This window comes from Conexibacter sp. DBS9H8 (assembly GCF_023330685.1).
GTDB lineage: Bacteria > Actinomycetota > Thermoleophilia > Solirubrobacterales > Solirubrobacteraceae > Palsa-465.
In genome coordinates this window covers 179,884-205,578 of the sequence record NZ_CP097128.1, presented here as the reverse complement: position 1 = coordinate 205,578, position 25,695 = coordinate 179,884, and the positions used below count along the sequence as shown (strand labels likewise).

The window sequence follows — 25,695 nt, the reverse complement described above, 5'->3', positions numbered from 1 at the left end:
TCCCCAGGGCCACCTCACGCGTGACGGGCGGGCGCGGCGATGATCGCCTACATCGTCCGCCGGGTGCTCGTGGCGATCGTCATCACCTTCTTCGTCACGCTCGTCACGTACCTGATGCTGCACATCATCGCCCCGTCCCCCGCCTACACGGTGCTCGGGCCCAAAGCGACCCACGCCTCGGTTGCCGCCTTCAACCGTGCCCACGGCTTCGACAAGCCGGTCCTCGTCCAATTCTGGAACTACTTCACGGGGCTCGTCCTCCACTTCAACTGGGGGTTCAGCTACAAGCTCGACCAGAGCGTCTGGTCCCTGTTCAAGGAGGACTTCGGTCGCTCGGCGTACCTGACGATCGCCGGGCTCGTGCTCGCGATCCTGATCGCCATTCCGCTCGGCATCTTCCAGGCGATCCGGCGCAACTCGGCGCTCGACTATTCGATGACGACGCTCAACTTCGTCCTCTATTCGATGCCGAGCTTCTTCCTCGGGCTCATCCTCATCCAGGTGTTCGCCCTCGACCTCAACGTCTTCCCCGCCGACGTGAGCGACAACATCACCACCTGGGTCCAGGCGCTCACCCACGTCCGCCAGATGTTCCTGCCGATCATCACGCTCGCGGCGATCAACGTCGCCTCCTTCAGCCGTTACATGCGTTCCTCCGCCCTCGATGCCCTCGCCCAGGACTACATCCGCCTTGCCCGGGCCAAGGGACTTTCGGAGCGCCTGGTGCTCACGCGCCACCTCGTCCGCAACGCGATCCTGCCGATGATCACGCTGATCGGCCTGTCGGTTCCGGCGCTGATCGCCGGTAACCTGCTGATCGAGGTCCTCTTCAACATTCAGGGCCTCGGCAACCTGTTCTTCATCGCCCTCGGCAACGAGGACTACCAGATCCTGCTCGCCTACACGCTGTTCGGAGCGTTCCTCACGGTCATCGGGAACCTGATGGCCGACATCGCCATGACCTTCGCCGACCCTCGCATCCGCCTTGACTGATCCCGCCGCCGAGGCCCTCGTCTCCGGGTTCGCCCACGCCGACGCCGGCCAGCTCGCTCCCAACGGTCTCCCCGAGGGCCCTGCGGAGCCCGGCACCCCCGACGGTGGGGAGGTCTCCGTCGTCACGAGCGGCTGGCGGCTCAGTCTGCGCGAGTTCATGTCCAACCGCCTCGCCGTCATCGGGGTGGCGGTGCTCGTCTTCTTCATTCTGTTCAGCTTCGCCGGGCCGATCGTCGATCCGACCAACCAGTCCCTCGCCAACCCGGCGCTGTCGGACAACCCGCCGACCGGGACGCACATCTTCGGCTACAACGACCAGGGCTTCGATGAGGTCGGGGCGATGATGCGCGGGGGCCAGACGAGCTTCGAGATCGGCGCCCTCGCCGCCGCGATGGCGATCGTCGTCGGGACCCTCTACGGAGCCGTGTCGGGGCTCGCGGGAGGGATCGTCGACACGATCATGATGCGCATCGTCGACGTCGGGTTGTCGTTGCCCTACCTCCTCGTCATCCTCGTCCTGGCAACGAAGTTCAACTCCAACGTGCTGGAGATCGCCGGAATCCTCGCTGCGTTCTCCTGGCTCGTGCCCGCCCGGCTCGTCCGCGGAGAGGTCCTCACCCTACGAGAACGCGACTTCGTGTGGGCCGCCCGGGTGATGGGGGCCCGCCAGAGCCGGCTCGTGTTCAAGCACCTCATCCCCAACGCCCTGTCGGTGACGATCGTCAACGTCACCTTCCTGATCGCCGACTCGATCCTCGCGCTCGCCTACCTCGGCTTCCTCGGCTTCGGGCTCTCCTACCCCCAGACCTCCTGGGGGGACATGCTCGCCAATGCGCTTCAGTACCTCAACAGTGGCTACTGGTGGCTCGTCTATCCGGTCGGCGCCTGCCTCGTGATCGTCGTGCTCGCCTTCAACCTCGTGGGTGACGGACTGCGTGACGCCCTCGATGTGCGCCTGCGGCGCCGCTAGAAAGGACCCACTGCGATGACCCCGGCCCTTGACATCAAGGACCTCTCCACGCATATCCAGCTGAGCCGCTCGGTCGTCCAGGCGGTCGGCAACGTCGACCTGAGGATCGAGCGCGGGCAGACGGTCGGGCTCGTCGGTGAGTCCGGCTCGGGCAAGTCGATGCTCGGCCTGTCCGTCCTCGGCCTGCTCCCCAACGGGGGTCACATCGTCGGCGGTTCGATCAAGGCGGACGGGCAGGAGCTCGTCGGCCTGTCCGAACGTGAGTTGCGCCGCCTCCGCGGCAATGACATCGCGATGATCTTCCAGGACAGCCTGTCGAGCCTCAACCCGACCAAGCCGATCGGGGAGCAGGTCGCCGAGCCGGTCCGCCTCCACCGCGGCGCGAGCAAGCGGGAGGCGGTCGACCGGGCGCTGGAGGTGCTCGACCTCGTCGGGCTGCCTCAGCCCAGGCAGCGACTCAAGGATTTCCCCCACCAGCTCTCCGGCGGTCTGCGCCAGCGCGTGATGATCGCCATCGCGCTCGCCTGCGAGCCGAAGATCCTCCTCGCGGACGAGCCGACGACCGCCCTCGACGTGACGATCCAGGCCCAGATCCTCGAGCTGCTGGACGACCTCCGGGACCGGCTCGGAATGGCCACCCTCCTGGTCACCCACGACATGGGCGTCGTCGCCGGTCGGACGAGCCGGATCAACGTGATGTACGCCGGCCGGATCGTCGAGACCGCGAGCACCGAGGAGTTGTTCGCCGGGATGCGTCACCCCTACACCCAGGCGCTGCTTGCCTCCATCCCCCGGCTCGAGTCCGACCCCACGAAGGTGCTGATCTCGATCCCCGGCCTGCCCCCGGATCTGACCCGCCCGCCGGCCGGCTGCCGCTACGCGGCCCGCTGTCCGTTCGCGGACGCCCAGTGCCGGGCCGAGGAACCCCCGCTGACCGGCGAGAGCCCCGACCACCTGTTCGCGTGCTGGCATCCCGTCGACGGTCCGGTGAAGACCCCGCCGCCGCTGATCGTCGATGAGGCGGCCGCCGCCGCAGCGCTGGAGGCCAAGAAGCCCGCCGCCGCCGAACACCTGCTCGAGGTGACCAACGTCGTCCGCGAATACCCGGTCAAGGCCGGTCTGCTCCAGCGCCAGGTCAACTCGGTCAAGGCCGTTTCGGACGTCACCCTCCACCTGGACGCCGGGGAGACGCTCGGGCTCGTCGGCGAGTCGGGCTGTGGCAAGACGAGCCTCGGCAAGCTGATCGTCGGGGTCGAGAAGCCCGACTCGGGCTCGATCGCCCTCGACGGCCGTGAGGTGTTCAAACTGCGCGGCTCGAACCTGCGCGTCGCCCGGCGGGACCTGCAGATGATGTTCCAGGACCCCTACGGCTCCCTCGACCCGCGGATGCGCGTCTCCTCAATCCTCAAGGAGCCCCTGCAGATCCAGAAAATCGGCACGGCGAAGGAGCAGACCGAGAAGATCAAGGCGACCCTCGCGGAGGTCGGTCTGCCGCTCAACGCGCTCGAGCGCTACCCGCACGAGTTCTCCGGCGGCCAGCGCCAGCGGATCGCCCTCGCCCGGGCGGTGATGCTCGAGCCGAAGGTGATGGTCGCCGACGAGCCCGTGTCCGCCCTCGACGTGTCGATCCGCTCCCAGGTCCTCAACCTGATGAAGCGCCTCCAGCTCGAACACGGGATGGCCTCAGTCGTGATCTCCCACGACCTGGCGGTCGTCAAGTACCTGTCGGACCGGATCGGCGTGATGTACCTCGGCAAGCTCGTGGAGATCGGCACCGGCGAGGACATCTACCGGCGTGCGGCCCACCACTACACCGACGCGCTCATCCGGACGATCCCGGTGCCGGACCCGGTGATCGAGAAGGCCAAGACCGAGGCGGGGATCCGGGGAGAGCTGCCCAGCCCGCTCAACCCGCCCTCGGGCTGTCGCTTCCGCACCCGCTGCCCCCGGGCGGAGGAGCGCTGTGCGGCTGAGGAGCCGGTCCTGCGCGCGTTCTCCGACAGCCACCGCGCCGCCTGTCACTTCCCGCTCCAGACCCCGCTGGAGACCGCGCTCGCCAACAGCGCCACCGGCGAGCACGCCTGAGGCCGACGGCGGGCCGGCGCTCAGAACCCGTCGGTGAGCAGCGCGGTGAGCGCCTCGGCGTCCTCGGCGACCGCGTCCGCCCCACCGAGCGCGTCGGCGCCGTAGGGGCCGCTCGTGACGGCGATCACCCGGCACCCGTCCGCCCGTGCGCAGGCGATGTCCCGGGGCGTGTCACCGACGACGACGGCATTTCGCGGAGACACCCCGCCCGCGCGGCGCCGGGCGACCGCCGGAAGCGCCGCCCGATCCTCCGCGTCCGAGCCGAACCCCCCCTGCCCGGCGGCAAAGAAGTGGCCGAGGCCGGCCCGCTTGAGCTTGAGCCGGGCGACCGGCTCGAAGTTGCCGGTGACGAGAGCGAGGGCGCGATCATCCCGGGCGCTGAGGGCCTCGAGCACTGAGGCGATCCCCGGGACGCGGGCCGCGGTGAGGTCGGGCGGGCAGAGCTCGCAGTAGCGGGCACACGCGCGCTCGCGCACCGCGTCGGCGAGCGCGTCGATCCGGCCCGGGCCGACCCCCGCGCGGGTGAGCAGGATCCGCGCGATCTCCCCGTCGGTCCGTCCGGCAACCTCGGGCCCTGGCCGCCGCAGGGCGGCGACGTCAACGCCGTGGACCTCGGCGATCGCCTCATGGATCGCCTGGGCGTGCTCCCGCGAGGCGTTCGCCAGCAGCGTTCCGTCGATGTCGAAGAGGACGAGCACAGCCGGGATCCTAGGGTGTTCCGGCGCGCTGGGCACCGTATCCGGCGCGGCGCGCCACAGAACGGGCGGGCCGGTCCTGCGCCGCGGGCCCCCGGCGCGCATGAGGGGGTGAGGGGGCTCGGTGGCCCCCTCACCCGCCAGTCCGCTCAGGCGGCGAGCAGTTGGCGCAGGACGAACTGGAGGATCCCGCCGTGGCGGTAGTACTCCTGCTCCTTGGGCGTGTCGATCCGGGCGATCACCTCGAAGGTGCGATCGTCGGCAGAGACGGTGAGGCGACGGGGGATGTCCTGACCGCCCGCGAGCCCGGCGATCGTGAAGGTCTCCTCGCCCGATAGGCCGAGGGACTGCACGGACTCGCCGTCGAGGAACTGGAGCGGCAGGACGCCCATGCCGACGAGGTTGGAGCGGTGGATGCGCTCGAAGGACTCGGCGATCACCGCGCGCACCCCGAGCAGCCGGGTGCCCTTGGCCGCCCAGTCCCGGGAGGAACCCGAGCCGTACTCCTTGCCGGCGAGGACGACGAGGGGGACGCCGGCCTCCTGGTAGCGCATGGAGGCGTCGTAGATCGACATCTCGGTGCCGGAGCCGTCGGCGAGGTAGCGGGTGACGCCGCCCTCGGTCCCCGGCGCGAGCTGGTTGCGCAGGCGGATGTTCGCGAACGTGCCGCGCATCATCACCTCGTGGTTGCCTCGCCGGGAGCCGAAGGAGTTGAAGTCCCGGGCCTCGACGTGGTTCTCGTTGAGGTAGAGGGCCGCCGGCCCGCCCTTCTTGATCGAGCCGGCCGGGGAGATGTGGTCGGTGGTGACCGAATCGCCGAGGACGGCGAGGACGCGGGCGCCGGAGATGTCCGCCACCGGGTCGGGGGTGCGGGGGAGGTCGTCAAAGAACGGGGGCTGGCGGACGTAGGTGGACCGGGGGTCCCAGTCAAACAGCTCACCGGTCGGGACCTCGAGCCCGTTCCAGCGCTCGTCCCCGTCGAACACGTTGCCGTAGGAGCGGCGGAACTGGTCGGCCTGGACGGCGGACTCGACGGCGTCGGCGACCTCCCGGTTCGTCGGCCAGATGTCGGCGAGGAAGACGTCGGCCCCGTCGGGATCGGTGCCGATCGCGTCGTGGTAGAGGTCGACGTCCATCGACCCCGCGAGCGCGTAGGCGACCACCAGCGGCGGGGAGGCGAGGTAGTTCATCTTCACGTCCGGGTTGATCCGGCCCTCGAAGTTGCGGTTGCCCGAGAGGACCGAGACGACGGCGAGGTCGGCGTCGTTGACGGCCTGGGAGATCTCCTCCGGCAGCGGACCCGAGTTGCCGATGCAGGTCGTGCAGCCGTACCCGACGAGGTTGAACCCGAGCTGATCGAGGGCGGTGTCGAGACCGGCCCGGGCGAGGTACTCGGTGACGACCTTGGAACCGGGGGCGAGTGACGTCTTCACCCACGGCTTGACCGTGAGGCCACGCTGCACCGCCTTCTGGGCGACGAGGCCGGCGCCGAGCATCACCGACGGGTTCGAGGTGTTCGTGCAGGAGGTGATCGCGGCGATCACGACGTGCCCGTTGTCAAGGCTCGTCTCCGTGCCGTCGGCGAGCCGGACCGGGGTGGCGGTCCCGGTCGCGCCGCGGGTGCTCGCTGGCCCGCCGGACGGCGCACTTGCGGGAGTCGAGACCGGGTCAGAGGCGGGGAAGCTGTCGGCTTCGGCCTCGTCCTGTCCGTTCGTGCTGACGTAGGCGCCGACCGACTCGGAGAAGGCGTGCTTGGCCTCGGTCAGCGGGATCCGATCCTGGGGGCGCTTGGGGCCGGCGATCGACGGGACGACGGTGCCGAGATCGAGCTCGAGGGTGTCGGTGAACGTCGGCTCCTCACTGTCCTCGTCATGGAAGAGCCCGTTCGCGCGGGCGTAGGCCTCCACCAGGGCGATCTGCTCGGCCGGGCGGCCCGAGAACTCGAGGTAGCGCAACGTCTCGGCGTCGATCGGGAAGATCGCACACGTCGAACCGAACTCGGGGGACATGTTGCCGATCGTCGCGCGGTCAGCGAGCGGCAGGGTCGCCAGCCCGGCCCCGTAGAACTCGACGAACTTCCCGACGACCCCCTTGGCCCGCAGCATCTCGGTGACCGTCAGCACGAGGTCGGTCGCGGTCGCGCCCTCGGGCAGGGCGCCGTGGAGCTTGAAGCCGATCACCTGCGGGATCAGCATCGACATCGGCTGGCCGAGCATCGCCGCCTCCGCCTCGATCCCGCCGACACCCCAGCCGAGCACCCCGAGCCCGTTGATCATCGTCGTGTGCGAGTCGGTCCCCACGAGCGTGTCCGGGTAGGCCTGGCCGGTCGCGTCGTTGACGAAGATGACGCGCGCGAGGTACTCGAGGTTGACCTGGTGGACGATCCCGGTGTCGGGCGGGACGACCTTGAAGTTCGCGAACGCGTTCTGGCCCCAGCGCAGGAACGCGTAGCGCTCCTCGTTGCGCTCGAACTCGAGCTCGGCGTTGCGCTGGAAGGCCGACGGGGTCCCGAAGGCGTCGACCTGGACGGAGTGGTCGATGACGAGCTCGGCTGGGACGAGCGGGTTGATCTTCTCCGGATCCCCGCCCATCTCCGCCATCGCGTTGCGCATCGCGGCGAGGTCGACGACGGCGGGAACGCCGGTGAAGTCCTGCATCACGACGCGGGCGGGGGTGAAGGCGATCTCCTTGGCCGGCTCGGCTCGGGCGTCCCAGGTGGCGAGCGCCTCGATGTCGGCGGCGGTGATCGCAACGCCGTCCTCACAGCGCAGCAGGTTCTCCAACAGGATCTTCAGCGAGAACGGGAGCCGGGCGACATCGAACCGGGACTGCAGCGCATCGATCCGGAAGATCTCATACGTGCGGCCGCCAACCTCCAAGGAGGCCTTCGCGCCAAAGCTGTTGGATGACATATCGACTCCTGAAAGTGGGGTGCTCAGAGGGAGCCCCTACTCTATTCACGCGGGCGCCACGAGGCTCCCGGGCTCGTCGCCGCCCGGCTCGCCCGGAGCCCTGGGCGCAGAGCTGAGATGCTGACGCTCACCGCCGGCGGGACGACCCTCACCTCCGACCGGGGCCTGACCGGGGGCGCTTCTCGCCGGACACCGATCGAGACCGGCGTGGGGCCCCTACAGCCCGACCGGGTGGCGAACGACGAAGCCGGCGAACTCGCCGCCGCCCTGGGACCAGCGGGTCCCGTACTCGGCGAGGGCGACGGTGTCAAAGCGCCAGCCGGCGATCTCCATCCACACGTGGGTCGCGTTCGCGTAGATCGTCACCCACTGGCCGGGACCGGGTGCGCCAAAGCTCTCCAGCTGACCCGACACCTCCGGGGCACTGAGCAGCCCGGCGGCGGCGAGGACATAGGAGACCGATCCGGAGCAGTCATACCCGGGGGAGATGAAGGAGGCGTGTCCTCCACCCCAGATGTAGGGGAGGGTGGCGATCGCGTTTCCGGCGGCGATCATCTCCTTGACCGCCGCAGGCGCGTTCGCGGGCGGTTGGACCATGCCGGCGGTGTCGATCGCCAGGCCCCCCGCCTGCTGGTTGACCGCCACCGAGGCCTGGGCGGCGCTCTGGCGGGCCCGCGCGGCGGCCGCGGCCTGGACGGCGGCGAGCTTGGACCGCAGGGAGCTGAGGTCGGCGTTGACGCTGGCGAGCTTGCCGCGGACGTTCGCACGCGCAGTCGTCTCGGCGATCTGGCGGTTCAGCAGCGCGGTCTCGAGCGCGGCCTGCTGGTTGCGCTGGGCGAGGATCGCGTTGGTGAGGGTCCGATCGCGGCTCTCCAGGGCTCCGAGGTGGACGGTCTCGGCAAGCACCCGCCGCCGGGCGGAGCGGGTCACCCCGACGATCTCTGCGTCCTGACGGGAGATCCGCTGAGCGAAGTTGACCTGGTTGAGCAGCTGGGTGAAACCGTGGGCATTGATGATCACCGTCATCAGGTTCGGGGTTCCCTGCTCGTACTCGGCGCGCAGGTTTGTCGCCAGGTCGGTGGACGCGAGCCGGAGGCGGGCCTCGAGGGCCGCGAGCTGGTCACGGGCGGTCATCAGCTGCACCTGGACCTGCTTGAGCTCGTCCATCTGCGCGGCCAGCTTCGCCTCGACAGCGCTCAGCTGGGCCCGGGCGGCGGCCAGGCCGCCACTCGTCTGGGCGATCTGGGCGTTGTCGGCCTTGATCTGCTGGGCGAGCTGTCCGGCGACGGACTGCTGGGCGGAGATCTGGTTCTGCAGATCCCCCTCCGAGACCGGCACGAGGGCGACCCCACCGAGCAGGCCGGCGGCGATGAGGGCAACGGTGAACCGCTTGATGTGACGTGTGCTTCGCATGCAACTCCAGGCTCGTGGACGCGGCGCGTTGATCGGGGCGGCGCCGGGTGCGGTGGGACCGTAACAGCCTCCGTCGGAGACGGTCGGCAGAACCCTGCTCTGCAAGAGATCCTGCATTAGGCCGCCTTTAAGTGGCATGCGGGGTCAGCCGGGCTGACCTAGACTGCCCGGTCAGCGTAGCCGACGGCCGATGTCAATGCTCAGGGGGTGACGGTGTGGCTCAGAGAGGTTCCGCCCGCCGCCATCGCATCCCGCGCCGGGCGGCGCGAGGGGTCCCCATCGCAACCGCGGCGGCCGTCGCGCTCACGTTCGTGCTCATCCTCGCCGGTGGGAACGGCGTGTCGCCCGCGCTGTACCTCGCCCTCGGGGATTCGCTCGCCGTGGGGGTCCAGCCGGGCGTCGGCGGGCAGGAGATCGAGACCCCAGCCGGCTACACCGATCAGCTCGAGCGCCGGTTCCGGGCGCAGGTGCCCGGCATTCGGCGGGTCGCGCTCGGGTGCCCCGGAGAGACGACGACGAGCCTGCTCACGGGCGCCGGCGACACGGCGACCGCACGGATCTACCACTGCGACCGCACCGGCGGCTCCCAGCTCGCTGCGGCCCTCGCGGTCATCCACCGGGACCCTGCTGCGGTGAGGGTGATCACGATCGACATCGGCGCCAACGATCTGTTCGGCTGTGTCGCTGCGGCGACGATCGTCCGTGGCCTCCGCGCCGTCAGTGCCTGTCTCGGCCAGGGTCTGCGTGCCGTGTCGGTCAACCTGCCCCGAATCCTCGGTGCGCTCCGTTCCGCCGGTCCGCAGGTACCGATCGCCGCGATGACGATCTATGACCCGTTCCTCATCGGTCTGAGGTCGCGAAACCCCACGCTCGCGGCGATCGCTCGGCTCTCCCTCGCGGCGATCAGCCGCCTCAACGAGGGGATCGCCGCCATCGACGGGCGCAACGGGGTGAGGACCGCGAATGTCGCTGCGCGCTTCGGGGGAAGTGGTCTGCGGCTGGGGCGCGCCGACCCAGAGCGCGGCGCCCGCCGGGCGGTCGCCGCGCTCTGTGTCGACACCCACGTCTGCGCGACCACCCCGAACGTCCACCCGACCGCCCTCGGCTACCGCCGCATCGCCGCGGCGTTCCTGGCCGTGCTGCCCCGGCTCAGCGACGGCCGACACTAGACTCGGCTGCGCGGCGTGGAGGCGCCCGTGAGCTGACTGAGGAGAGAGAAGATGAAGGTACGTCTGACCGTCGGCGCGCTCGCGCTGGTGATCGCGCTGGCAAGCGGGGTGGCGAGCGCCGCCGCCCGGGCGAGCCATCCCCATCCGCGCCGCCCACCTGTCCATTACTACCTGGCGCTCGGCGACTCGCTGTCGGTCGGCTACCAGCCCAACCATGCCGGGGTCGGGGTCGAGACCAACCAGGGGTACGCCAACGACCTCTACACCACGATCCGGCACAAGGTGAAAGACCTCCGGCTCGTCAAGCTCGGCTGCCCCGGGGAGACGACGACCAGCATGCTCACCGGCAAGGGGAACGCCGCGTCGGCCCGCCACTACCACTGCGACCGCCGCGGCGGCTCCCAGCTCCGCGCCGCCGAGGCGTTCCTGCGCGCCCACCGGGCCCGCGGGGAGGTCGCCCTCGTCACCCTCGACATCGGCGCCAACGACGTCGACGGCTGTGCCGCGGACGCCAGCCAGGGCATCGCCGCCGTCGAAGGGTGTGTCAGCAAGGGCATCACGTCGATTGAGACCAACACCCCCAAGATCCTCGCCGGCCTGCGCCGCGCCGCCGGTCCGGGGACGACGCTCGCCGCGATGAATCTCTATGACCCCGTGCTCGCCGACGAGCTCTCCACCGACTCCAGCCAGCAGCAGCTCGGGGCGCTGTCGGTGAGCCTCGTCAAGAGCATCAACACGGCGATCGCCAAGGCGGACCGCGCCCACGGGTTCCGTACCGCCGACGTGGCGGCCGCATTCTCCACCTACAACATGACGCCGGAGTCGACGGCGGGCACCCCGCTGGCGGCCACCGGCATGAGCAGCGTTCCGACCGATGTTGCCGACATCTGCGGCCTCACCTGGATGTGTGCTCCGCCGCCGGTCGGGCCGAACATCCACGCGAACGCGACCGGCTACCGGCTCATCGCCGGCGCCTTCCGCGCGGTTCTGCCCAAGCGGCTCTGAGCTCGCAGGAGGGGACGGTCACGCACGCAGCCTGACCGTCCCCTCCGCCTATCCTGAGCAGTCGATGGACGACATCACCAGCTCAGCCGACTGCGCTCGCCTCGTGCGCGCCTTCTACGAGCGCGCGCTCACCGATGAGGTGATCGGGTTCCTGTTCACGGACGTCGCCCACCTCGACCTTGACGAGCACCTCCCGCGGATCACGCGGTTCTGGGAGACCGTGCTGCTCGGAGCCCGCTCCTACGGCGGCGGGGCCTTTGCCCCGCACCTCCGGCTGAACGCGCAGGTCCCCCTGCGGCGTGGCCACTTCGCCCGCTGGCTGTGGCTGTGGACCGACACCGTCGACCGTCTCTTCTGTGGCCCGGTCGCCGAGGAGGCCAAGGCGCACGCCGACCGGGTCGCCAACGCCTTCTCCGCCCGGATCGAGGCGATCAACGAGCGTCGGGACGGCGCCGCCGATCAGAGCGGCCAGCTCACCCCGGTCAGCTCTTCTGAGAGCGACCACAGCGCCGCGGCGACGACCTCATCCTTGGCCGCCTTGCTGGGCCCAACGATCGTCGGGGTCCCGCGCCACTCCCCGAGCCCGTTGGGTCCGACGTAGGTGTTGCTCGCCAGCGGTTCGACCGCCGCGTAGACGGTCGGCAGGGCTCCCTGGCGGGCGCTCTGGGCGAGCACCCGGTCCCCGATCGCCATCAGGGCCCCCTTGATCGGCGAGCCCGAGTGGGCGGTGAGGTTCGTCGCCGCATACCCCGGATGGGCGGCGGTGGCAATCACGGGTGAGCCGACGGCACTCAGCCGGCGGGCGAGTTCGGAGGTGAACAGGAGGTTGGCGAGCTTGGACTGGTTGTAGGCGGCGATGAAGTTGTAGGAGCGCCGCTCCCAGTTGAGGTCGGCGAGGTCGATCTTGCCCAGCTTGTGCGCGTTGGAGGCGACGGTCACGACCCGGCCGCGGACGTGAGGGAGCAGGAGGTTGCTGAGGGCGAAATGCCCGAGGTGGTTGGTGCCGATCTGCAACTCGAAGCCGTCACCCGTCCGCGTCAGCGGGGTGTACATCACGCCGGCGTTGTTGATCAGGAGGTCGATTGGCTCCTCGCCCCAGTCGGCGGCGAAGGCGCGGATCGAGTCGAGGCTGGCCAGGTCGAGGCTGGCGACCTCACAACCGTGGCCGACCTCAGCGGCGGCGGCCTCCCCCTTACCGGCGTTGCGAACGGCGAGGGTGAGCGCCGCGCCGTGGTCGGCGAGCACGCGGGCGGTCTCGAGTCCGAGGCCGCTGTTGGCGCCGGTGATGATCACGCGCTGACCGGTGAGATCGGGAACGTCTGTCGATGAGTAGCCCATGGTGAGGGAGAATCCTCGCATGCCCACCACCGTTCCCGCATCCCACCGCGACCTGCTCAGCGCGCCGGTCGGCTCCCTGACAACGATCGGCGCCGACGGCGGCCCCCAGGCGACCCTCACCTGGTTCGTCTTCGATGAGGCCGACGGCCACTTCAAGCTGTCGCTCAACACCGACCGTCTCAAGACCAAGAACCTGCGCAAACGGCCCCAGGTCTCCCTGCTCATCCCCGACCCGGCCAACCCGATGCGGTTCATGGACGTGCGCGGGCACGCCCACGCCGAGCCCGACCCCGACTACGCCTGGGCGGTCGCCCATGTCAACCCCAAGTACGGGGCGGACGTGCGCGAGTTCGACGCGCCGGGGTCTGAGCGGCTGATCGTGACGATCGAGCCGAGGAACATCTACGCGGTCGAGATCCCCGGGTGACTCGTCCGGCCAAGGTGGCCCCCGTCCGCTGACGCTCCGGCCTCAGGCCGGGGCGCGCTTGCGGGCCCGGTTGGCCTTGACCCGGACGGTCTGGTCGAGGATCGTCTTGCGCAGGCGGACGTTGCGGGGGGTCACCTCGACGGACTCGTCCTCGCGGAGGAACTCAAGCGCGGCGTCAAGGGAGAGCTCGCGTTTGGGGACGAGGCGGACGAGCTCATCGGCGGTCGAGCTGCGCATGTTCGTGAGGTGCTTCTCCTTGACGGCGTTGACGTCGAGGTCCTCCGCGCGGGAGTTCTCACCGACGATCATCCCCTCATACACCTCCTCGCCGGGCCCGACGAACAGCGAGCCGCGCTCCTGGAGGTTGAACAGAGCGAAGGCCGCGACCTTGCCGCGGCGGTCGGCCACGAGCGACCCCGTGCCGCGCGTGCGGATCTCCCCGTGCCAGGGCTCCCAGCGGTCGAAGACGTGGTGGAGGATTCCCGTGCCGCGCGTCTCGGTGAGGAACTCGGTGCGGAAGCCGATCAGGCCGCGGGCGGGGACGAGGTACTCCATCCGCACCCAACCGTGGCCGTGGTTGGTCATCGTCTCCATTCGGCCCTTGCGCAGCGCGAGCAGTTGGGTGAGGGCGCCGACGTAGTCCTCGGGCACGTCGACGGAGAGGCGCTCCATCGGCTCGTGCAGCTTGCCGTCGACCTCGCGGGTGACGACCTGGGGCTTGCCGACGGTGAGCTCGAACCCTTCGCGGCGCATCAGCTCGACGAGCACGGCGAGAGCCATCTCCCCGCGGCCCTGGACCTCCCAGACGTCCGGTCGCTCGGTCGGGTTCACGCGCAGGGAGACGTTGCCGACGAGCTCGCGCTCGAGCCGAGCCTGAACCTGGGAGGCGGTGAGCTTGTCCCCCTCGGTGCCCGCCAGCGGTGAGTCGTTGGTGCCGATGGTCACCGACAGCGACGGTTCGTCGACGTTGATGGCCGGCAGCGGCACCGGGTTCTCCGCATCGGCGAGGGTCTCGCCGATGGTGATCTCGGGGATGCCGGCGACGGAGATGATGTCTCCGGCGGAGGCGGACTCGGCGGGGACGCGCTCAAGCGCCTCGGTGAGGTACAGCTCGGTGATCCGCACCGGCTGGACCGTGCCGTCCGAGCGGCACCAGGAGACGGTCTCACCCTTCTTGATCGTCCCGTTGTGCACACGGCAGATCGCGATCCGGCCGACGTAGGGGGAGGCGTCGAGGTTCGTCACGTGAGCCTGGAGACCCATGTCCGGGTCAAAGGACGGAGCCGGGATGTGCTCGAGGAGTACGTCGACGAGCGGCTGGAGGTTCTCGCCGGGCACGTCGGGATCGAGTGTCGCCTGCCCGTCACGGGCGACCGTGTAGACGATCGGGAAGTCGATCTGGTCGTCGGTGGCGTCGAGGTCGAGGAACAGCTCATAGACCTCGTCGACGACCTCGGTGACGCGGGCGTCGGGACGGTCGATCTTGTTGATCACGAGGATCACCGGCAGGCGCGCCTCAAGCGCCTTGCGCAGGACGAAGCGGGTCTGGGGGAGCGGCCCCTCGGAGGCGTCGACGAGCAGGACGACGCCGTCCACCATCGTCAGGCCCCGCTCGACCTCACCGCCGAAGTCGGCGTGCCCGGGCGTGTCGATGATGTTGAAGGTGACCTCGCCGTAGCGGACGGCGGTGTTCTTGGCGAGGATCGTGATCCCCTTCTCCCGCTCGAGGTCCATCGAGTCCATCACCCGCTCGTTGACGTCCTGGTTGGCGCGGAAGGCGCCCGACTGCCACAGCAGCGCGTCCACGAGCGTGGTCTTGCCATGGTCGACGTGGGCGACGATCGCGAGGTTGCGGATATCGGAGCGGATCTCGGTGGGCACGAGCGCAAGGGTAGATGGCCGCCTGCAGGGCCCGGCGGCTCACCTCGCGCCGGTGCCGACGCGCTCCATCCGCACGATCAGCGTCGCGGCGGGAACAACCTCCCCGGAGGCGTAGGTGGACAGCCGGCTCGCGGAGGTGCCGATCGCCGCGGCGAACTCGGCCCGGCTCAGTCCGGAGGCGCCGATCAGCTCACGCACCCGGGCGGCGACCTGGACCCGCTCCTCGGCGTGCGCCGCCGTTCGGGCCCGGGCGATCGTGCGCTCGAGCAGGGGAGCCACACCGTAGGGGCGGGCGTAGCCGAGATAGGTGGTCACCCGGCGGGCGACCGTCCCCCAGGGGGCGCGCTCGATCTCTCGGAGGATCCCCAGCCAGTCACCGACCGTGCCGCGCTCGATCGTCGCCACGAGCGCCTCATAGGGCCACTGGGTGACCGGTACGGTCGGGTCGCCGACGACGTTGCGGAACCCGACGTGCGTCACGTCAGCCCCGCGATGATCGCGTCCGCCAGTTCCGCGCAGGCCGCACACACGGCCGGCCAGCGATGCCAGCGGGGAGCGAGCCCCTTGTAGGCGGCCAACTCCCGGGTGACCGGCTCATCACGCGGATTGGGTTCACAGAGTCGTTGGATGAGGGCGGTGAGGACCGAGTCGGGCGCGCCCGAGCGGTCGTCGTAGTAGGCGTCGATCCCAGCCAGCACCCGCGGCGCGTCCGCGACGATCTCCGCGAGCGCGACGACGTCGAGGTAGTCACGCACCTGGTTGCGGACGACGACGAGGTAGGCCTTGATCCGCAGCATCTCCGCGTCGGTGGGAACCCGCAACCGTCCCGCGCCGGGAACCTCGACCTCGACCACCTCCAGGGGTCGGTGGCGGCGCAGTTGGCGCAGCCCCGCCTCGATCCCGCCGAGGGAGCCCATCAGCGTGAGCGGCGGGCGGCTCGCGCGCACGCTCGTCACCCAGCCGTCGGTCGCCTCGACCGCCGCGAGGATCTCCTCGTAGCGCTCGGCGAGATCGGCGAGCACGTGGTCGTGGTCGAAGGACTCGCGGTGGTGGGCATAGAGGGCCGCCGCCGAACCGCCGACGAGGACCGCCTCGGGCACGACCGCCTGGAGGCGGGCGGCGGAGGCGATCACGCCAGCCAGTCGGGGTGGGAGACCAACGCCCTCCAGCACACAGAGATCTTATCGGATCCGATAAGGCCCGAGAGGGTGTTCTGATCGACCCCTTCTGGGTGGTGGAACCCTGGCGCCCTGGATTCGACCAGTCGATCGTGAGGATCCCGTTAGCCGCCCCCACCCGCGGTCGGCCGCTGGACCCCGTCTGACACGATGGGGAGACGATGCGCTGGGTGAGTGCGGTGATCCTCGCGGCGGTGGCCCTCGCCGGGTGTGGCCAGAGCGCGAGCGCGAGCGGCCGGGTCAGCGCGGGCGTTGCCGCGGCGCGGTCGGCGGCGGCCAGCACGGCCGCCAACGGCCCCGGCGCGGTCCTCAGCGTCACCACGACGACCGCCGCGGTGTCGGTCACTCCCGCCCGCCGGCACCCCGTCCACCGCCGACCGCCCCGGCGCCCCCGCGGGCCGGCACCCGGCACCCTCCCCCAGACCCCGGCCGAGCCACCGGCCACCAGTCCCCAACTGCACGCGGAGATGGCCGACTTCTGGCGGGCCGTCCAGGTCGGCCGGGTGTGGCCGGGCGTGCCCGCCTTCTTCCCGGAGGCCGCCTACGTGCAGATCAAGGCGATCTCCGATCCTCAGGCCGACTGGCGTAATCGGCTGCTCGGCGACTACGTCCTCGACGTCAAGGCCGCCCACCAGCTGCTCGGCGCCGATCCGCGAGCCGCGAAGCTGCTCGGCGTCCGTGTGCCCGAGAGCTACGCCCACTGGGTCCCGCCGAACGTCTGTTACAACAGCTCCGGCTACTGGGAGGTGCCCAACAGTCGCGTCGTCTACTCCGCCCACGGGCAGGTCCGCTCCTTTGGGATCGCCTCGATGATCAGCTGGCGCGGGGTGTGGTACATCGTCCACCTCGGCGCGGTCCTGCGCTCCGTCAACGCCGGGGTCGTCGACGACCCGGCCGTCGGCCCCGGGGTGTCCGCTTACTCGGGCACCTGCTGAGGCCGCGCCGGCCCATCCTCAGTCAGCGCGGCTGCATCCCGCCAAAGCCCGTCCACAGCGCCGCCATCGCCGCCGCGACGATCTCCTCCCGGGACACCTCCGGGTGGGCCTGCCACCAGCGGGCGGCGGCGACCAGGGCGTCGCGGTGCATCGCGAACACCGCCCGCGCCTCGACGGTGACCGGATCGAGGCCCGCGCGGCGGGCGTCGGCGGCGAGCAGGTCCGCGAGCACCCGGCTGTGGCGGGCCCGGGAGAGGCGGTAGGCGTCGCTCGCCTCGGGATCGAGCGGCGGCCGGTCCGGGTAGAGCAGCTGCCAGGCGAGCCGGTGCTCGGCGGCGAAGCGAAAGAACGCGTCAAAGGTCGCCCGCCAGCGCTGCTCGGTGCTTCCCTCGGACTCGAGCGCGGCGCTGAGATAGGCGAGCAGGGCGTCCTCCTCGGTCGCGAGCAGGTCACTGAACAGGGCGAGCTTGGAATCGAAGTGGTCATAGAGGACGGTGCGGGCCACCCCGGCGGCGGTGGCGATCCGGCCGAGGGAGGCCGCCTCATAGCCGACAGCGGCGAACTCGGCGAGCGCGGCCTCTATGATCAGCGCGCGCCGGCGGGCGCCGGGGAGGCGTGACTTGGGAGCGTCGGTGGCCATCTGTCGGTATTATCCGACATAGGTGTCGGTTATGGCCCGGGTCCGGTCCACAACCGACACCAAGCCCGCTCGAGAAACACGATTCGGGGCCCGACCGCAGCCGGCGCACAGGCGCGGCGGCGGTCACCCGCCAAGGAGCCGCAAACACCATGTCCGCCACCGAAGTGCTCGTCTTTGACGCGCTCCGCACCCCGCGGGGCAAGAACAAGGGCGGGTCGCTGCACACCACCAAGCCGGTCGACCTCGTCGTCGGGCTCATCCACGAGGAGCTGTCGCGCAACCCCGACTTCGACCCGAGCCGGGTCGATGACATCGTCCTCGGCTGCGTGACCCCGATCGGAGACCAGGGCGCGGACATCGCCAAGACCGCCGCGGTCGCCGCCGGTCTGCCGAACACCGTCACCGGCGTACAGGTCAACCGCTTCTGCGCCTCTGGCCTCGAGGCGGTCAACCTCGCCGCCCAGAAGGTCGCCTCCGGTTGGGAGGGGCTCGTCCTCGCCGGCGGTGTCGAGTCGATGAGCCGGGTGCCGATGGGCTCTGACGGCGGCGCGATGGCGATGGACCCCGCGACCGCCTATGACAGCTACTTCGTCCCCCAGGGGATCGGAGCCGACCTGATCGCGACGATCGAGGGCTGGGACCGGGAGGACGTCGACGCCTACGCCGTCCGCTCCCAGGAGCGCGCCGCCCGCGCCCAGGCCGAAGGCCGCTTCAACAACTCGATCGTCCCGGTCAGGGACGTCAACGACCACGTCCTGCTCGACCGCGACGAGCACGTCCGTCCCGGCAGCACCGTCGAGGGGCTCGGCAAGCTCAACGCCGCCTTCGCCGGAATCGGGGAGATGGGTGGCTTTGACGCAGTCGCCCTGCAGAAGTACCACTGGGTGGAGAAGATCAACCACGTCCACACCGGCGGGAACTCCTCCGGCATCGTCGACGGCGCCGCCCTCGTCACCATCGGCAACGCGAAGATCGGTGAGGAGCTCGGGCTGACGCCGCGGGCGCGGATCCTCGCGACCGCGCTCGCCGGCGAGGACCCGACGATCATGCTCACCGGCCCGGCGCCGGCGTCGAAGAAGGCGCTCGCCAAGGCCGGCCTGACCATCGACGACATCGACCTGATCGAGATGAATGAGGCGTTCGCCTCCGTCGTGATGCGCTTTGTCCGGGACATGGCCGGCAAGGAGAATGAGGCGGCGCTGATGGAGAAGGTCAACGTCAACGGCGGGGCGATCGCGCTCGGTCACCCGCTCGGCGCGACCGGGGCGATGATCCTCGGCACGCTCATCGATGAGCTGCACCGGACGGGACAGAAGTACGGCCTGGCGACCCTGTGCGTCGCGGGTGGAATGGGTATCGCAACCGTGGTGGAGGCCATCTAGATGTCAGAGAACATGATCACGTGGGAGAACCGGGACGGAATCATCGTCCTGACGATGGACGACCCGAACCAGAGTGCGAACACGATGAACGGGCTCTACCTCGAGTCGATGAAGGCGACCGTCGAGCGTCTCGAGGCCGAGAAGGAGTCGATCAAGGGCGTCATCCTCACATCGGCGAAGAAGACCTACTTCGCCGGCGGTGACCTCAATGACCTGCGCAAGGTCAAGAGGTCCGACGCGGAGGAGTTCCGGGCCTGGCTCGAGCGGGGCAAGACCTACCTGCGCCGCCTCGAGACCCTCGGCAAGCCGGTCGTCGCCGCGATCAACGGCGCCGCGCTCGGCGGCGGGCTCGAGATCGCCCTCGCCACCCACCACCGGATCATCGTTGATGATCCCAAGGCGGTCACGGGCTTCCCCGAGGTCCAGCTCGGGCTGCTCCCCGGCGCCGGCGGGGTCGTCCGCTCGGTGCGGATGCTCGGGATCGTGCCCGCCCTGATGGGGCTGCTGCTCCAGGGCCAGCGACTCAAGCCGGCCAAGGCGAAGGAGATCGGGATCGTCGACGAGGTCGTCGCCTCCGCCGACGAGCTGATCCCCGCCGCGACCCGCTGGATCGAGGCCAACCCCGAGGCCCAGCAGCCGTGGGATGCCGACAAGAAGTACAAGATCCCCGGGGGGACGCCCTCGACCCCGGCGCTGGCGGCGAACCTGCCCGCCTTCCCGGCGAACCTGCGCAAGCAGCTCAAGGGCGCGAACATGCCCGCGCCGGTCAACATCATGTCCGCCGCGGTCGAGGGGGCCCAGGTCGACTTCGACTCCGCCCTTGAGATCGAGGGGCGCTACTTCGTCGACCTCGCCACCAGCCAGGTCGCCAAGAACATGATCCAGGCGTTCTTCTTCGACCTCCAGCGGGTCAACGGCGCCCGCGGCCGGGCCGCCGACGTGGAGACCTTCCAGGCCAAGAAGGTCGCCGTCCTCGGCGCCGGGATGATGGGCGCGGCGATCGCCTACGTGTCCGCGCAGGCGGGGATCGAGGTCGTGCTCAAGGACGTCAGCCTCGAGGCGGCCCAGCGGGGCAAGGGCTACTCGGAGAACCTCGTGAAGAAGGCGGTCGAGAAGGGTCGGATGAGTGAGGAGAAGGCCCAGGCCCTGCTTGACCGGATCCACCCGACCGACAGCGCCGCGGACGCCGCCGCCGCCGACCTCGTGGTGGAGGCGGTGTTCGAGGCCCCCGACATCAAGGAGGCCGCGTGGAAGGAGATCGAGCCGATTGTCGCCCCCGACGCGCTGCTGGGCTCCAACACCTCCACCCTGCCGATCACCGGCCTCGCCACCTACGTCACGCGGCCCGAGGACTTCATCGGGATCCACTTCTTCTCCCCGGTGGACAAGATGCCGCTCGTCGAGCTGATCCGGGGCGAGAAGACCTCGGATGAGGCGACCTTCAAGGCCCTCGACTACGTCAAGCAGATCAAGAAGACCCCGATCGTCGTCAACGACAGCCGCGGCTTCTTCACCAGCCGGGTGATCGGCACGTTCGTCAATGAGGGGATCTCGATGCTCAAGGAGGGCGTCCCGGCCCCGTCGATCGAGCAGGCGACCAGCCAGGCCGGCTACCCGGCCCCGGTGCTGCAGCTCTCGGACGAGCTCAACCTCAAGTTGATGCGCAAGATCCGGATCGCCGCCCAGGAGGCCGGGGAGACCGGCTCGGGCTTTGACGAGATCAAGGGCGCGATCGAGGTGATCGACGACATGCTCGACACGTACGAGCGGCCCGGACGGCTGGAGAAGAAGGGCTTCTACAGCTACGACCCCGAGTCCGGAAAGCGGCTCGGCCTCTGGGACGGTCTCACAGAGGCGTTCCCGCCCGTCGCGGACCCACGCTCGATCAACCTCAAGGACCTCGAGGAGCGGATGCTCTTCGTCGAGTCGATCGAGTCGGTCAAGTGCCGGGATGAGGGCGTGATCGAGTCGGTCGCCGACGCGAACATCGGCTCGATCTTCGGGATCGGGTTCCCCGCCTGGACCGGCGGGGTGCTGCAGTACATCAACGGCTACGAGGGAGCTGACGGGGCCGTCGGCCCGAAGGCGTTCGTCGCCCGGGCCCGCGAGCTCGCCGCCGCCTACGGCAGCCGCTTCGAGCCGCCGGCCTCCCTCGTCGAGATGGCCGAGCGCGGCGAGATCTACTCGGACGAAACCGAGCTCGCCGCCGTCTGATCTCCTGCGTGCAGGCTCCGGGGGCGAGCACCGGCTCGCCCCCGGACCGTCGCGCCGGGGGATCCTCCCGTTCTCTGGTGGGCCGGCCCGATTGCCCCCGGGCCGGCCCTCCGCCAGCGCTTCGCGCTACCTTATGTCCGTGCGCGCACGTTCGTTTCTGCTCGCCCTCCTGCTCGGGGCCGGCCTCGCCGGCTGCGGATCGAGCAGCCCCCACCCGACCACCGCTTCCACGACGGTCCGGAGCCGGACCGCCGCCCACCGGGTCCACCACGCCCCGGTCTCCACGGAGGTGCGCAACGCCACCCCCCAGCCGGGCTGGCGACCCTACACCGGCCCGGTGCCGATCATCCTCTACCACGAACTCGGGATCGCCCCGCCGACCGAGCCGTACCCGGGCCTGTACATGCCCTACCCGATCTTCGCCCAGGAGATGGCCTGGCTGCATTCGGCCGGATATCAGGCGGTCACCCTCGATGAGGTCCTCAACGCCTGGTACCACCACGGGACCCTGCCGGCCAAGCCGATCGTCATCACCTTCGACAACGGCTACCCGCCGCAGGTGACCTTCGCCCCGAAGATCCTCTCCAAGTACGGCTGGCCGGCGGTGCTGAACGAGATCACCGATAACCACCTCTACAACTACCAGATCGCCCACGTGCTCAAGCTCGGCTGGGAGGTCGATTCCCACTCGGTCACCCATCCGGACCTGGCGACCGCCACCCCCGCGGAGCTGAAGTACCAGCTCGTCGCCTCTCGTCAGTTCCTCCAGCGAACCTTCCACATCCCCGTCAACGGCTTTGCCTACCCGTCCTCGGACTTCAACGCGACGGTGATCGCTGCGGTCAAGGCCGCCGGATACAAGGACGCGACCACGGAGGGGTTCGCCTACGCGACGAGGAACGAGCCCTACCTGCTGCCGCGCTTTGAGCAGGAGACCGGCCTCGCCCAGCTCCAGGCCGACCTCGCCACTCCGCACTGAGGTGCCGACGGTCGCGTTCGCCGACGCCCGGGTTGACAGCGGCGACGGCGCCCGCCTCGAGACGGCGATGCGGGCCGAGGTCGAGGCGATGTACCCCGGCCTCGACATGACCGCACCGGACATGCCTCCAGCCGGTCCGGACGAGCTCAACCCGCCCCATGGGGTGTTCCTCGTCGGCTACCGCGACGGCGAGGCGGTCTGCTGCGGGGGGATCAAGACGCTCGCTCCCGGGGTGTGTGAGTTCAAGCGGATGTACGTCACACCGGCGGCGCGCGGGAGTGGCGTCGGACGGGCGCTGCTGGGCGCCCTGGAGGAGCGGGCTCGCGCGCTGGGCTTCCACACCGCCAGACTCGACACCGGCGAGCGCCAGACCGTTGCCCAGCGGCTCTACCTCAGTGCAGGCTATCGGCCGATGGGGAACTTCAACGCGAACCCGGTCGCGACGTTCTTCGGGGAGAAACGGATCACCGGCGGCTGAGCGGTCGGGTCGGGTGGTGCGGGGGCGCCACTCAGACGGGGCTGGCGGCGTTGACGAGAGTGAGGGCGGCGCGGTGGACGGCCTCGCGGGCGTCCGCGGGTGCGAGCACCACCGCGTCCCCGGCCTCCTTGAGCACCTCACGGATCAGCCAGTCCAGCCCGGCGAAGCCGATCTCCACCACGACGGCCCCGTCCTCGTACTCGTCGGTGACGGTGCGATCCTCCCGGGCCCAGCGGGCCCGGTCGGGGGAGATCCACACGCGGGCACGGCGGGCGCTGGCGACCTCACCGGTGCGCAGCCAGCCGTCGACCTCGGCGTCCTCGCCGGTGTCGTGGCGTGGCTCGAAGACGGTCTCGGTGACCGTTGCGGACTTGATCCGGTCGAGGCGGAAGTGACGGACATCCCCCCGGCTCGGGTCAAAACCGGCGACGTACCAGCCCTCGCGGCCGTTGACGAGCTGATTGGGCTCAAGCGTGCGGGAGGAGAACTCGTCTTCGTTCTCCTTGTAGTACTCGAAGGCGAGCCGGTGCCGGCGGGTGATCGCCTCGGCGATCACGGCGGCGATCTCCGTGTCATCGGCCCCGGCCCGAGCGATGTGGAGCCCGCCCTGGGCGGGGTCCTCCCCGAGGGCGGCGACGACCTTGGCCCGTACCGAGGTGAGCGAGCCCTCGGGGATGTGCTCGCCGATCAGGTCGATCGCCGCGATCAGCGCCTTGGCCTCCACCGGCAGCAGCCGGGCCGGCCGGGCAAACGAGTCGCCGTAGGGCTCGGGGTCGACCTCCACCGTGCCGTCGTCGAGAATCTCGGCGTAGAGGACGTAGGTGCCGGCGCCGAAGTTGACGATGTTGAGGACCTGGATGTCCTCGCGCAGCTCGCCGTCGGACACCTTGAGCCGGTCCCGCAGTTCCCGGGCGGTGAGCGACCGCCCTGAGCGGCCGTGGTCGATGAGGATGCTCGCGAGGGTGACGAGCCGGGCGAACCGCTCAGGCCGGATGCCCGCCTCCGTCTCGGCCTCGTCGCGACCCGGGCTCTCCGCGGCCGCCTCCGCGTCGATCGCGGCGGCCGGGCGGGTACGGCCAAGCGGGGTGGCGGGGTCCCCCTCATGGTGGGCGAGAATGCTGGCGAGCCGTTCCTGGCTCTCGCCGGCGAGCTCGGGTGGAGAGACGATCCGTGCCTGCCCGCGGAGGCCGAGCACCCAGGCGACGAGCTGACGCGGGTTCGCGTAGTCGGTGCTGAAGATCCGGTCGCGTTCGTCACCGAGGCCGTGGATGCCGTCCCCGGCGGGGCGGAAGCTGCCGTAGCGACCGAAGTGCCGTTCGATCTGCCAGGCGATCCGGCCCGAGATCCAGATCTCCGCCGTCCCGACCGGGTCGCCGAACTGCCACTGGATCCGGTCGGCGTAGGCGCGTGGATCGAAGTCTGTGGGCCGTTGGAAGTCGTGTTCGGCCTTGGTCGCATAGCCGACCTTGCCGCGGATCCGGGAGAGGCGGAAAACCCGGATCGCCTTGCGCTCATGGGAGCGTCCGACGAGGTAGAACTGGCCGCCCTGATAGACGAGCTGGTAGGGATCGACCCGGCGGGAGCCGGTTTCGCCCCGTTCCATCGTGTAGTAGTCGAACAGGATCGTCTTGCGCCTGAAGATCGCGGTCTCGATCTTCGCGAGGCGCTGGGAGATCTCATGGCCGCCGGCGGCTCCGGTGAGGTTGAGCTTGACCGTCGTCTGCACCGGGCTGGTGAGCGGGGAGGGCCGTCCCCAGGAGATCTGTTGGAGGGCGAGGCGCAGCGGCTCGGCGTAGGCGAACTCCCCGTCGAGCAGGTGCAGGGCGGTACCGAGGGCGGCGAGTTCCTCGTCGCTGAAGGCGATCGGTGGGAGGTGGAAGTTCTCCGGCGCGAGGCTGTAGTTCTCCTGCTCGACCTGCCCGTCGGCGGGCTTTTCGACGGTGAGCACGATCCCGAGGGACTCCAGTTCGGAGCGGTCAGCGTAGAAGCGTCGGGCAAACGCGTCCTCGTTCATCACGCTGTAGCCCTCCACGTCCCGGCGGATCTCCGGTGCGGTGACGGGCCGGCGCTCGGCCATCAGGTAGGAGATGAGGGAAAGCTGGCGGATCAGCTTCTCGGTGTCCTTGGCCATCCCGGCCACTTTAAAGCCGGTCGCCGCCTCGGGCAGAGGCCAGCCCGTCGGGGGCCCCGCAAATTGCGCCAATCCGCCCCGGAGGCGAGGGCTGCAGGCCCGGGCAGATGACCGGGTCTGAGGGGTGCGGGAATCGCTTGGGCGGCGACCGGCGGGCGCTCAGGCGGCGACGGCGACCGGGCGCCGTCGCGCCGGGGCCTCGTCGGCGCCGGCCGGGCCGAAGTACGGCGCCGCGCCGATCCCCCGGTCATAGCCCGACCAGCGGGCGCCTTCGGCGAGCTCGGCCTGGACCCGATCGAAGCTGCCGAACTTGGATCCGAGGTTGTCGGCCATGTGCACGAGGGTCGCCTCCCGGGTTGCGGGCACGACCGGGCTGCCGTGCTCGAGGGAGCCGTGGTGGCTGAGGATGATGTGCAGCAGCGCCTCGGCGAGATCGTCGGGGAACCCGCCAAGCCCGTCGATCGCCGAGCGGATCCGGAAGTACCCGAGGGCGATCTCCCCCTGCAGGCGGCCGTGGTGGGACATCTCGATGCCGTCTTCACCCACCGTGTAGGCCTCGAGCTTGCCGATGTCGTGCAGCAGCGACCCGCAGACGGCGAGGTCCCGGTCGACCCCGCCGAAGATGGCGGCGATCGCGCTCACGGCTTCCGCCACGACGAGGGAGTGCTCGAGCAGCCCGTGCCGGTAGGCGTGGTGGTAGTGCTTGGCCGCCGGCGCCTCCGCGAACGCCGGCCAGCACTGTCCCTCCGGACCGATCAGGCAACCGATGAGCCGGCGCAGGTGTGGGTTGGTCACGCTGGCGATCAGCGCCCGGAGATCGGACTCCAGCTCGGATGCGGTGCGGGCGGGTCCGCTCATCGTGATCCGGAA

Annotated in this window: 21 protein-coding genes; 11 read left to right on the top strand and 10 right to left on the bottom strand. The window is 70.1% G+C overall.

Annotation, left to right across the window (positions count from 1 at the left end; genetic code table 11):
• The first annotated feature begins 39 nt into the window (after positions 1-39).
• Genes M3M55_RS00965 through M3M55_RS00955 form a run of 3 tightly spaced genes read left to right on the top strand, consistent with a single transcriptional unit; the run spans position 40 to position 4,048 of the window.
• Positions 40-993 (top strand): ABC transporter permease, encoded by a 954-nt coding sequence (locus tag M3M55_RS00965; protein WP_249010956.1) that lies wholly within the window; start codon positions 40-42, stop codon positions 991-993.
• The gene (locus M3M55_RS00960) at positions 986-1,963 is read left to right on the top strand and encodes an ABC transporter permease (RefSeq protein ID WP_249010955.1); all 978 of its coding nucleotides are present in this window, start codon (positions 986-988) and stop codon (positions 1,961-1,963) included. The genes M3M55_RS00965 and M3M55_RS00960 overlap by 8 nt, the downstream gene beginning before the upstream one ends.
• Before the next feature lie 15 nt (positions 1,964-1,978).
• Positions 1,979-4,048: an ABC transporter ATP-binding protein gene (locus M3M55_RS00955; protein ID WP_249010954.1), complete on the top strand. Its 2,070-nt coding sequence runs from the start codon at positions 1,979-1,981 to the stop codon at positions 4,046-4,048.
• Positions 4,049-4,068: 20 nt separating this feature from the next.
• Here the strand turns inward: M3M55_RS00955 and M3M55_RS00950 are convergent, their stop codons facing one another.
• From M3M55_RS00950 to M3M55_RS00940, 3 genes are all read right to left on the bottom strand, one after another.
• On the bottom strand, positions 4,069-4,746 hold the full coding sequence (locus M3M55_RS00950; protein ID WP_249010953.1) for an HAD family hydrolase: 678 nt from the start codon (positions 4,744-4,746) through the stop codon (positions 4,069-4,071).
• A gap of 146 nt (positions 4,747-4,892) precedes the next feature.
• Complete coding sequence (acnA, locus tag M3M55_RS00945; protein ID WP_249010952.1) at positions 4,893-7,655, bottom strand: aconitate hydratase AcnA; 2,763 nt, start codon at positions 7,653-7,655, stop codon at positions 4,893-4,895.
• A gap of 216 nt (positions 7,656-7,871) precedes the next feature.
• Positions 7,872-9,068, bottom strand: a complete 1,197-nt coding sequence (locus M3M55_RS00940) for a hypothetical protein (RefSeq protein ID WP_249010951.1) — start codon at positions 9,066-9,068, stop codon at positions 7,872-7,874.
• 215 nt (positions 9,069-9,283) lie between these two features.
• Here M3M55_RS00940 and M3M55_RS00935 point away from each other — a divergent pair, with 215 nt between their 5' ends.
• On the top strand, positions 9,284-10,237 hold the full coding sequence (locus M3M55_RS00935) for an SGNH/GDSL hydrolase family protein (protein WP_249010950.1): 954 nt from the start codon (positions 9,284-9,286) through the stop codon (positions 10,235-10,237).
• A 51-nt stretch (positions 10,238-10,288) separates the two neighbouring features.
• Positions 10,289-11,242 (top strand): GDSL-type esterase/lipase family protein, encoded by a 954-nt coding sequence (locus M3M55_RS00930; protein WP_249010949.1) that lies wholly within the window; start codon positions 10,289-10,291, stop codon positions 11,240-11,242.
• Positions 11,243-11,701: 459 nt separating this feature from the next.
• On the opposite strand, the gene M3M55_RS00925 is transcribed toward M3M55_RS00930, so the two are convergent.
• A complete protein-coding gene (locus M3M55_RS00925) occupies positions 11,702-12,601 on the bottom strand; it encodes an oxidoreductase (protein WP_249010948.1) in 900 nt (299 codons plus the stop codon).
• Between M3M55_RS00925 and M3M55_RS00920 the strand changes: the two genes are divergently transcribed.
• A complete protein-coding gene (locus M3M55_RS00920; RefSeq protein WP_249010947.1) occupies positions 12,600-13,007 on the top strand; it encodes a PPOX class F420-dependent oxidoreductase in 408 nt (135 codons plus the stop codon). The two genes, M3M55_RS00925 and M3M55_RS00920, sit on opposite strands and share 2 nt — an antisense overlap.
• A gap of 42 nt (positions 13,008-13,049) precedes the next feature.
• Here the strand turns inward: M3M55_RS00920 and typA are convergent, their stop codons facing one another.
• The 3 genes from typA to M3M55_RS00905 are packed head-to-tail and all read right to left on the bottom strand — an operon-like array spanning position 13,050 to position 16,060.
• The gene (gene typA, locus M3M55_RS00915; RefSeq protein WP_249010946.1) at positions 13,050-14,888 is read right to left on the bottom strand and encodes a translational GTPase TypA; all 1,839 of its coding nucleotides are present in this window, start codon (positions 14,886-14,888) and stop codon (positions 13,050-13,052) included.
• A 39-nt stretch (positions 14,889-14,927) separates the two neighbouring features.
• Positions 14,928-15,368 (bottom strand): helix-turn-helix transcriptional regulator, encoded by a 441-nt coding sequence (locus M3M55_RS00910; protein WP_249010945.1) that lies wholly within the window; start codon positions 15,366-15,368, stop codon positions 14,928-14,930.
• Positions 15,365-16,060 carry a hypothetical protein gene (locus M3M55_RS00905; protein WP_249010944.1) on the bottom strand — a complete coding sequence of 232 codons (696 nt, stop codon included), beginning with the start codon at positions 16,058-16,060 and terminating at the stop codon, positions 15,365-15,367. The genes M3M55_RS00910 and M3M55_RS00905 overlap by 4 nt, the downstream gene beginning before the upstream one ends.
• A gap of 176 nt (positions 16,061-16,236) precedes the next feature.
• On the opposite strand from M3M55_RS00905, the gene M3M55_RS00900 reads away from it, so the two are divergent.
• Positions 16,237-17,001 (top strand): hypothetical protein, encoded by a 765-nt coding sequence (locus M3M55_RS00900; protein ID WP_249010943.1) that lies wholly within the window; start codon positions 16,237-16,239, stop codon positions 16,999-17,001.
• 22 nt (positions 17,002-17,023) lie between these two features.
• On the opposite strand, the gene M3M55_RS00895 is transcribed toward M3M55_RS00900, so the two are convergent.
• Positions 17,024-17,641 (bottom strand): TetR/AcrR family transcriptional regulator, encoded by a 618-nt coding sequence (locus M3M55_RS00895; protein ID WP_249010942.1) that lies wholly within the window; start codon positions 17,639-17,641, stop codon positions 17,024-17,026.
• Positions 17,642-17,790: 149 nt separating this feature from the next.
• On the opposite strand from M3M55_RS00895, the gene M3M55_RS00890 reads away from it, so the two are divergent.
• The 4 genes from M3M55_RS00890 (at position 17,791) to M3M55_RS00875 (ending at position 22,694) form a co-directional block, all read left to right on the top strand.
• A complete protein-coding gene (locus M3M55_RS00890; RefSeq protein ID WP_249010941.1) occupies positions 17,791-19,023 on the top strand; it encodes an acetyl-CoA C-acetyltransferase in 1,233 nt (410 codons plus the stop codon).
• Positions 19,024-21,237: a 3-hydroxyacyl-CoA dehydrogenase NAD-binding domain-containing protein gene (locus M3M55_RS00885; protein ID WP_249010940.1), complete on the top strand. Its 2,214-nt coding sequence runs from the start codon at positions 19,024-19,026 to the stop codon at positions 21,235-21,237.
• Between the two features lie 139 nt (positions 21,238-21,376).
• Complete coding sequence (locus M3M55_RS00880; protein ID WP_249010939.1) at positions 21,377-22,216, top strand: polysaccharide deacetylase family protein; 840 nt, start codon at positions 21,377-21,379, stop codon at positions 22,214-22,216.
• A gap of 1 nt (position 22,217) precedes the next feature.
• Positions 22,218-22,694: a GNAT family N-acetyltransferase gene (locus M3M55_RS00875; RefSeq protein ID WP_249010938.1), complete on the top strand. Its 477-nt coding sequence runs from the start codon at positions 22,218-22,220 to the stop codon at positions 22,692-22,694.
• Positions 22,695-22,725: 31 nt separating this feature from the next.
• Here the strand turns inward: M3M55_RS00875 and M3M55_RS00870 are convergent, their stop codons facing one another.
• Together M3M55_RS00870 and M3M55_RS00865 are read right to left on the bottom strand one after the other, a co-directional pair.
• Complete coding sequence (locus tag M3M55_RS00870) at positions 22,726-24,825, bottom strand: YafY family protein (protein ID WP_249010937.1); 2,100 nt, start codon at positions 24,823-24,825, stop codon at positions 22,726-22,728.
• 159 nt (positions 24,826-24,984) lie between these two features.
• Complete coding sequence (locus M3M55_RS00865) at positions 24,985-25,683, bottom strand: HD domain-containing protein (protein ID WP_249010936.1); 699 nt, start codon at positions 25,681-25,683, stop codon at positions 24,985-24,987.
• Positions 25,684-25,695 lie beyond the last annotated feature (12 nt).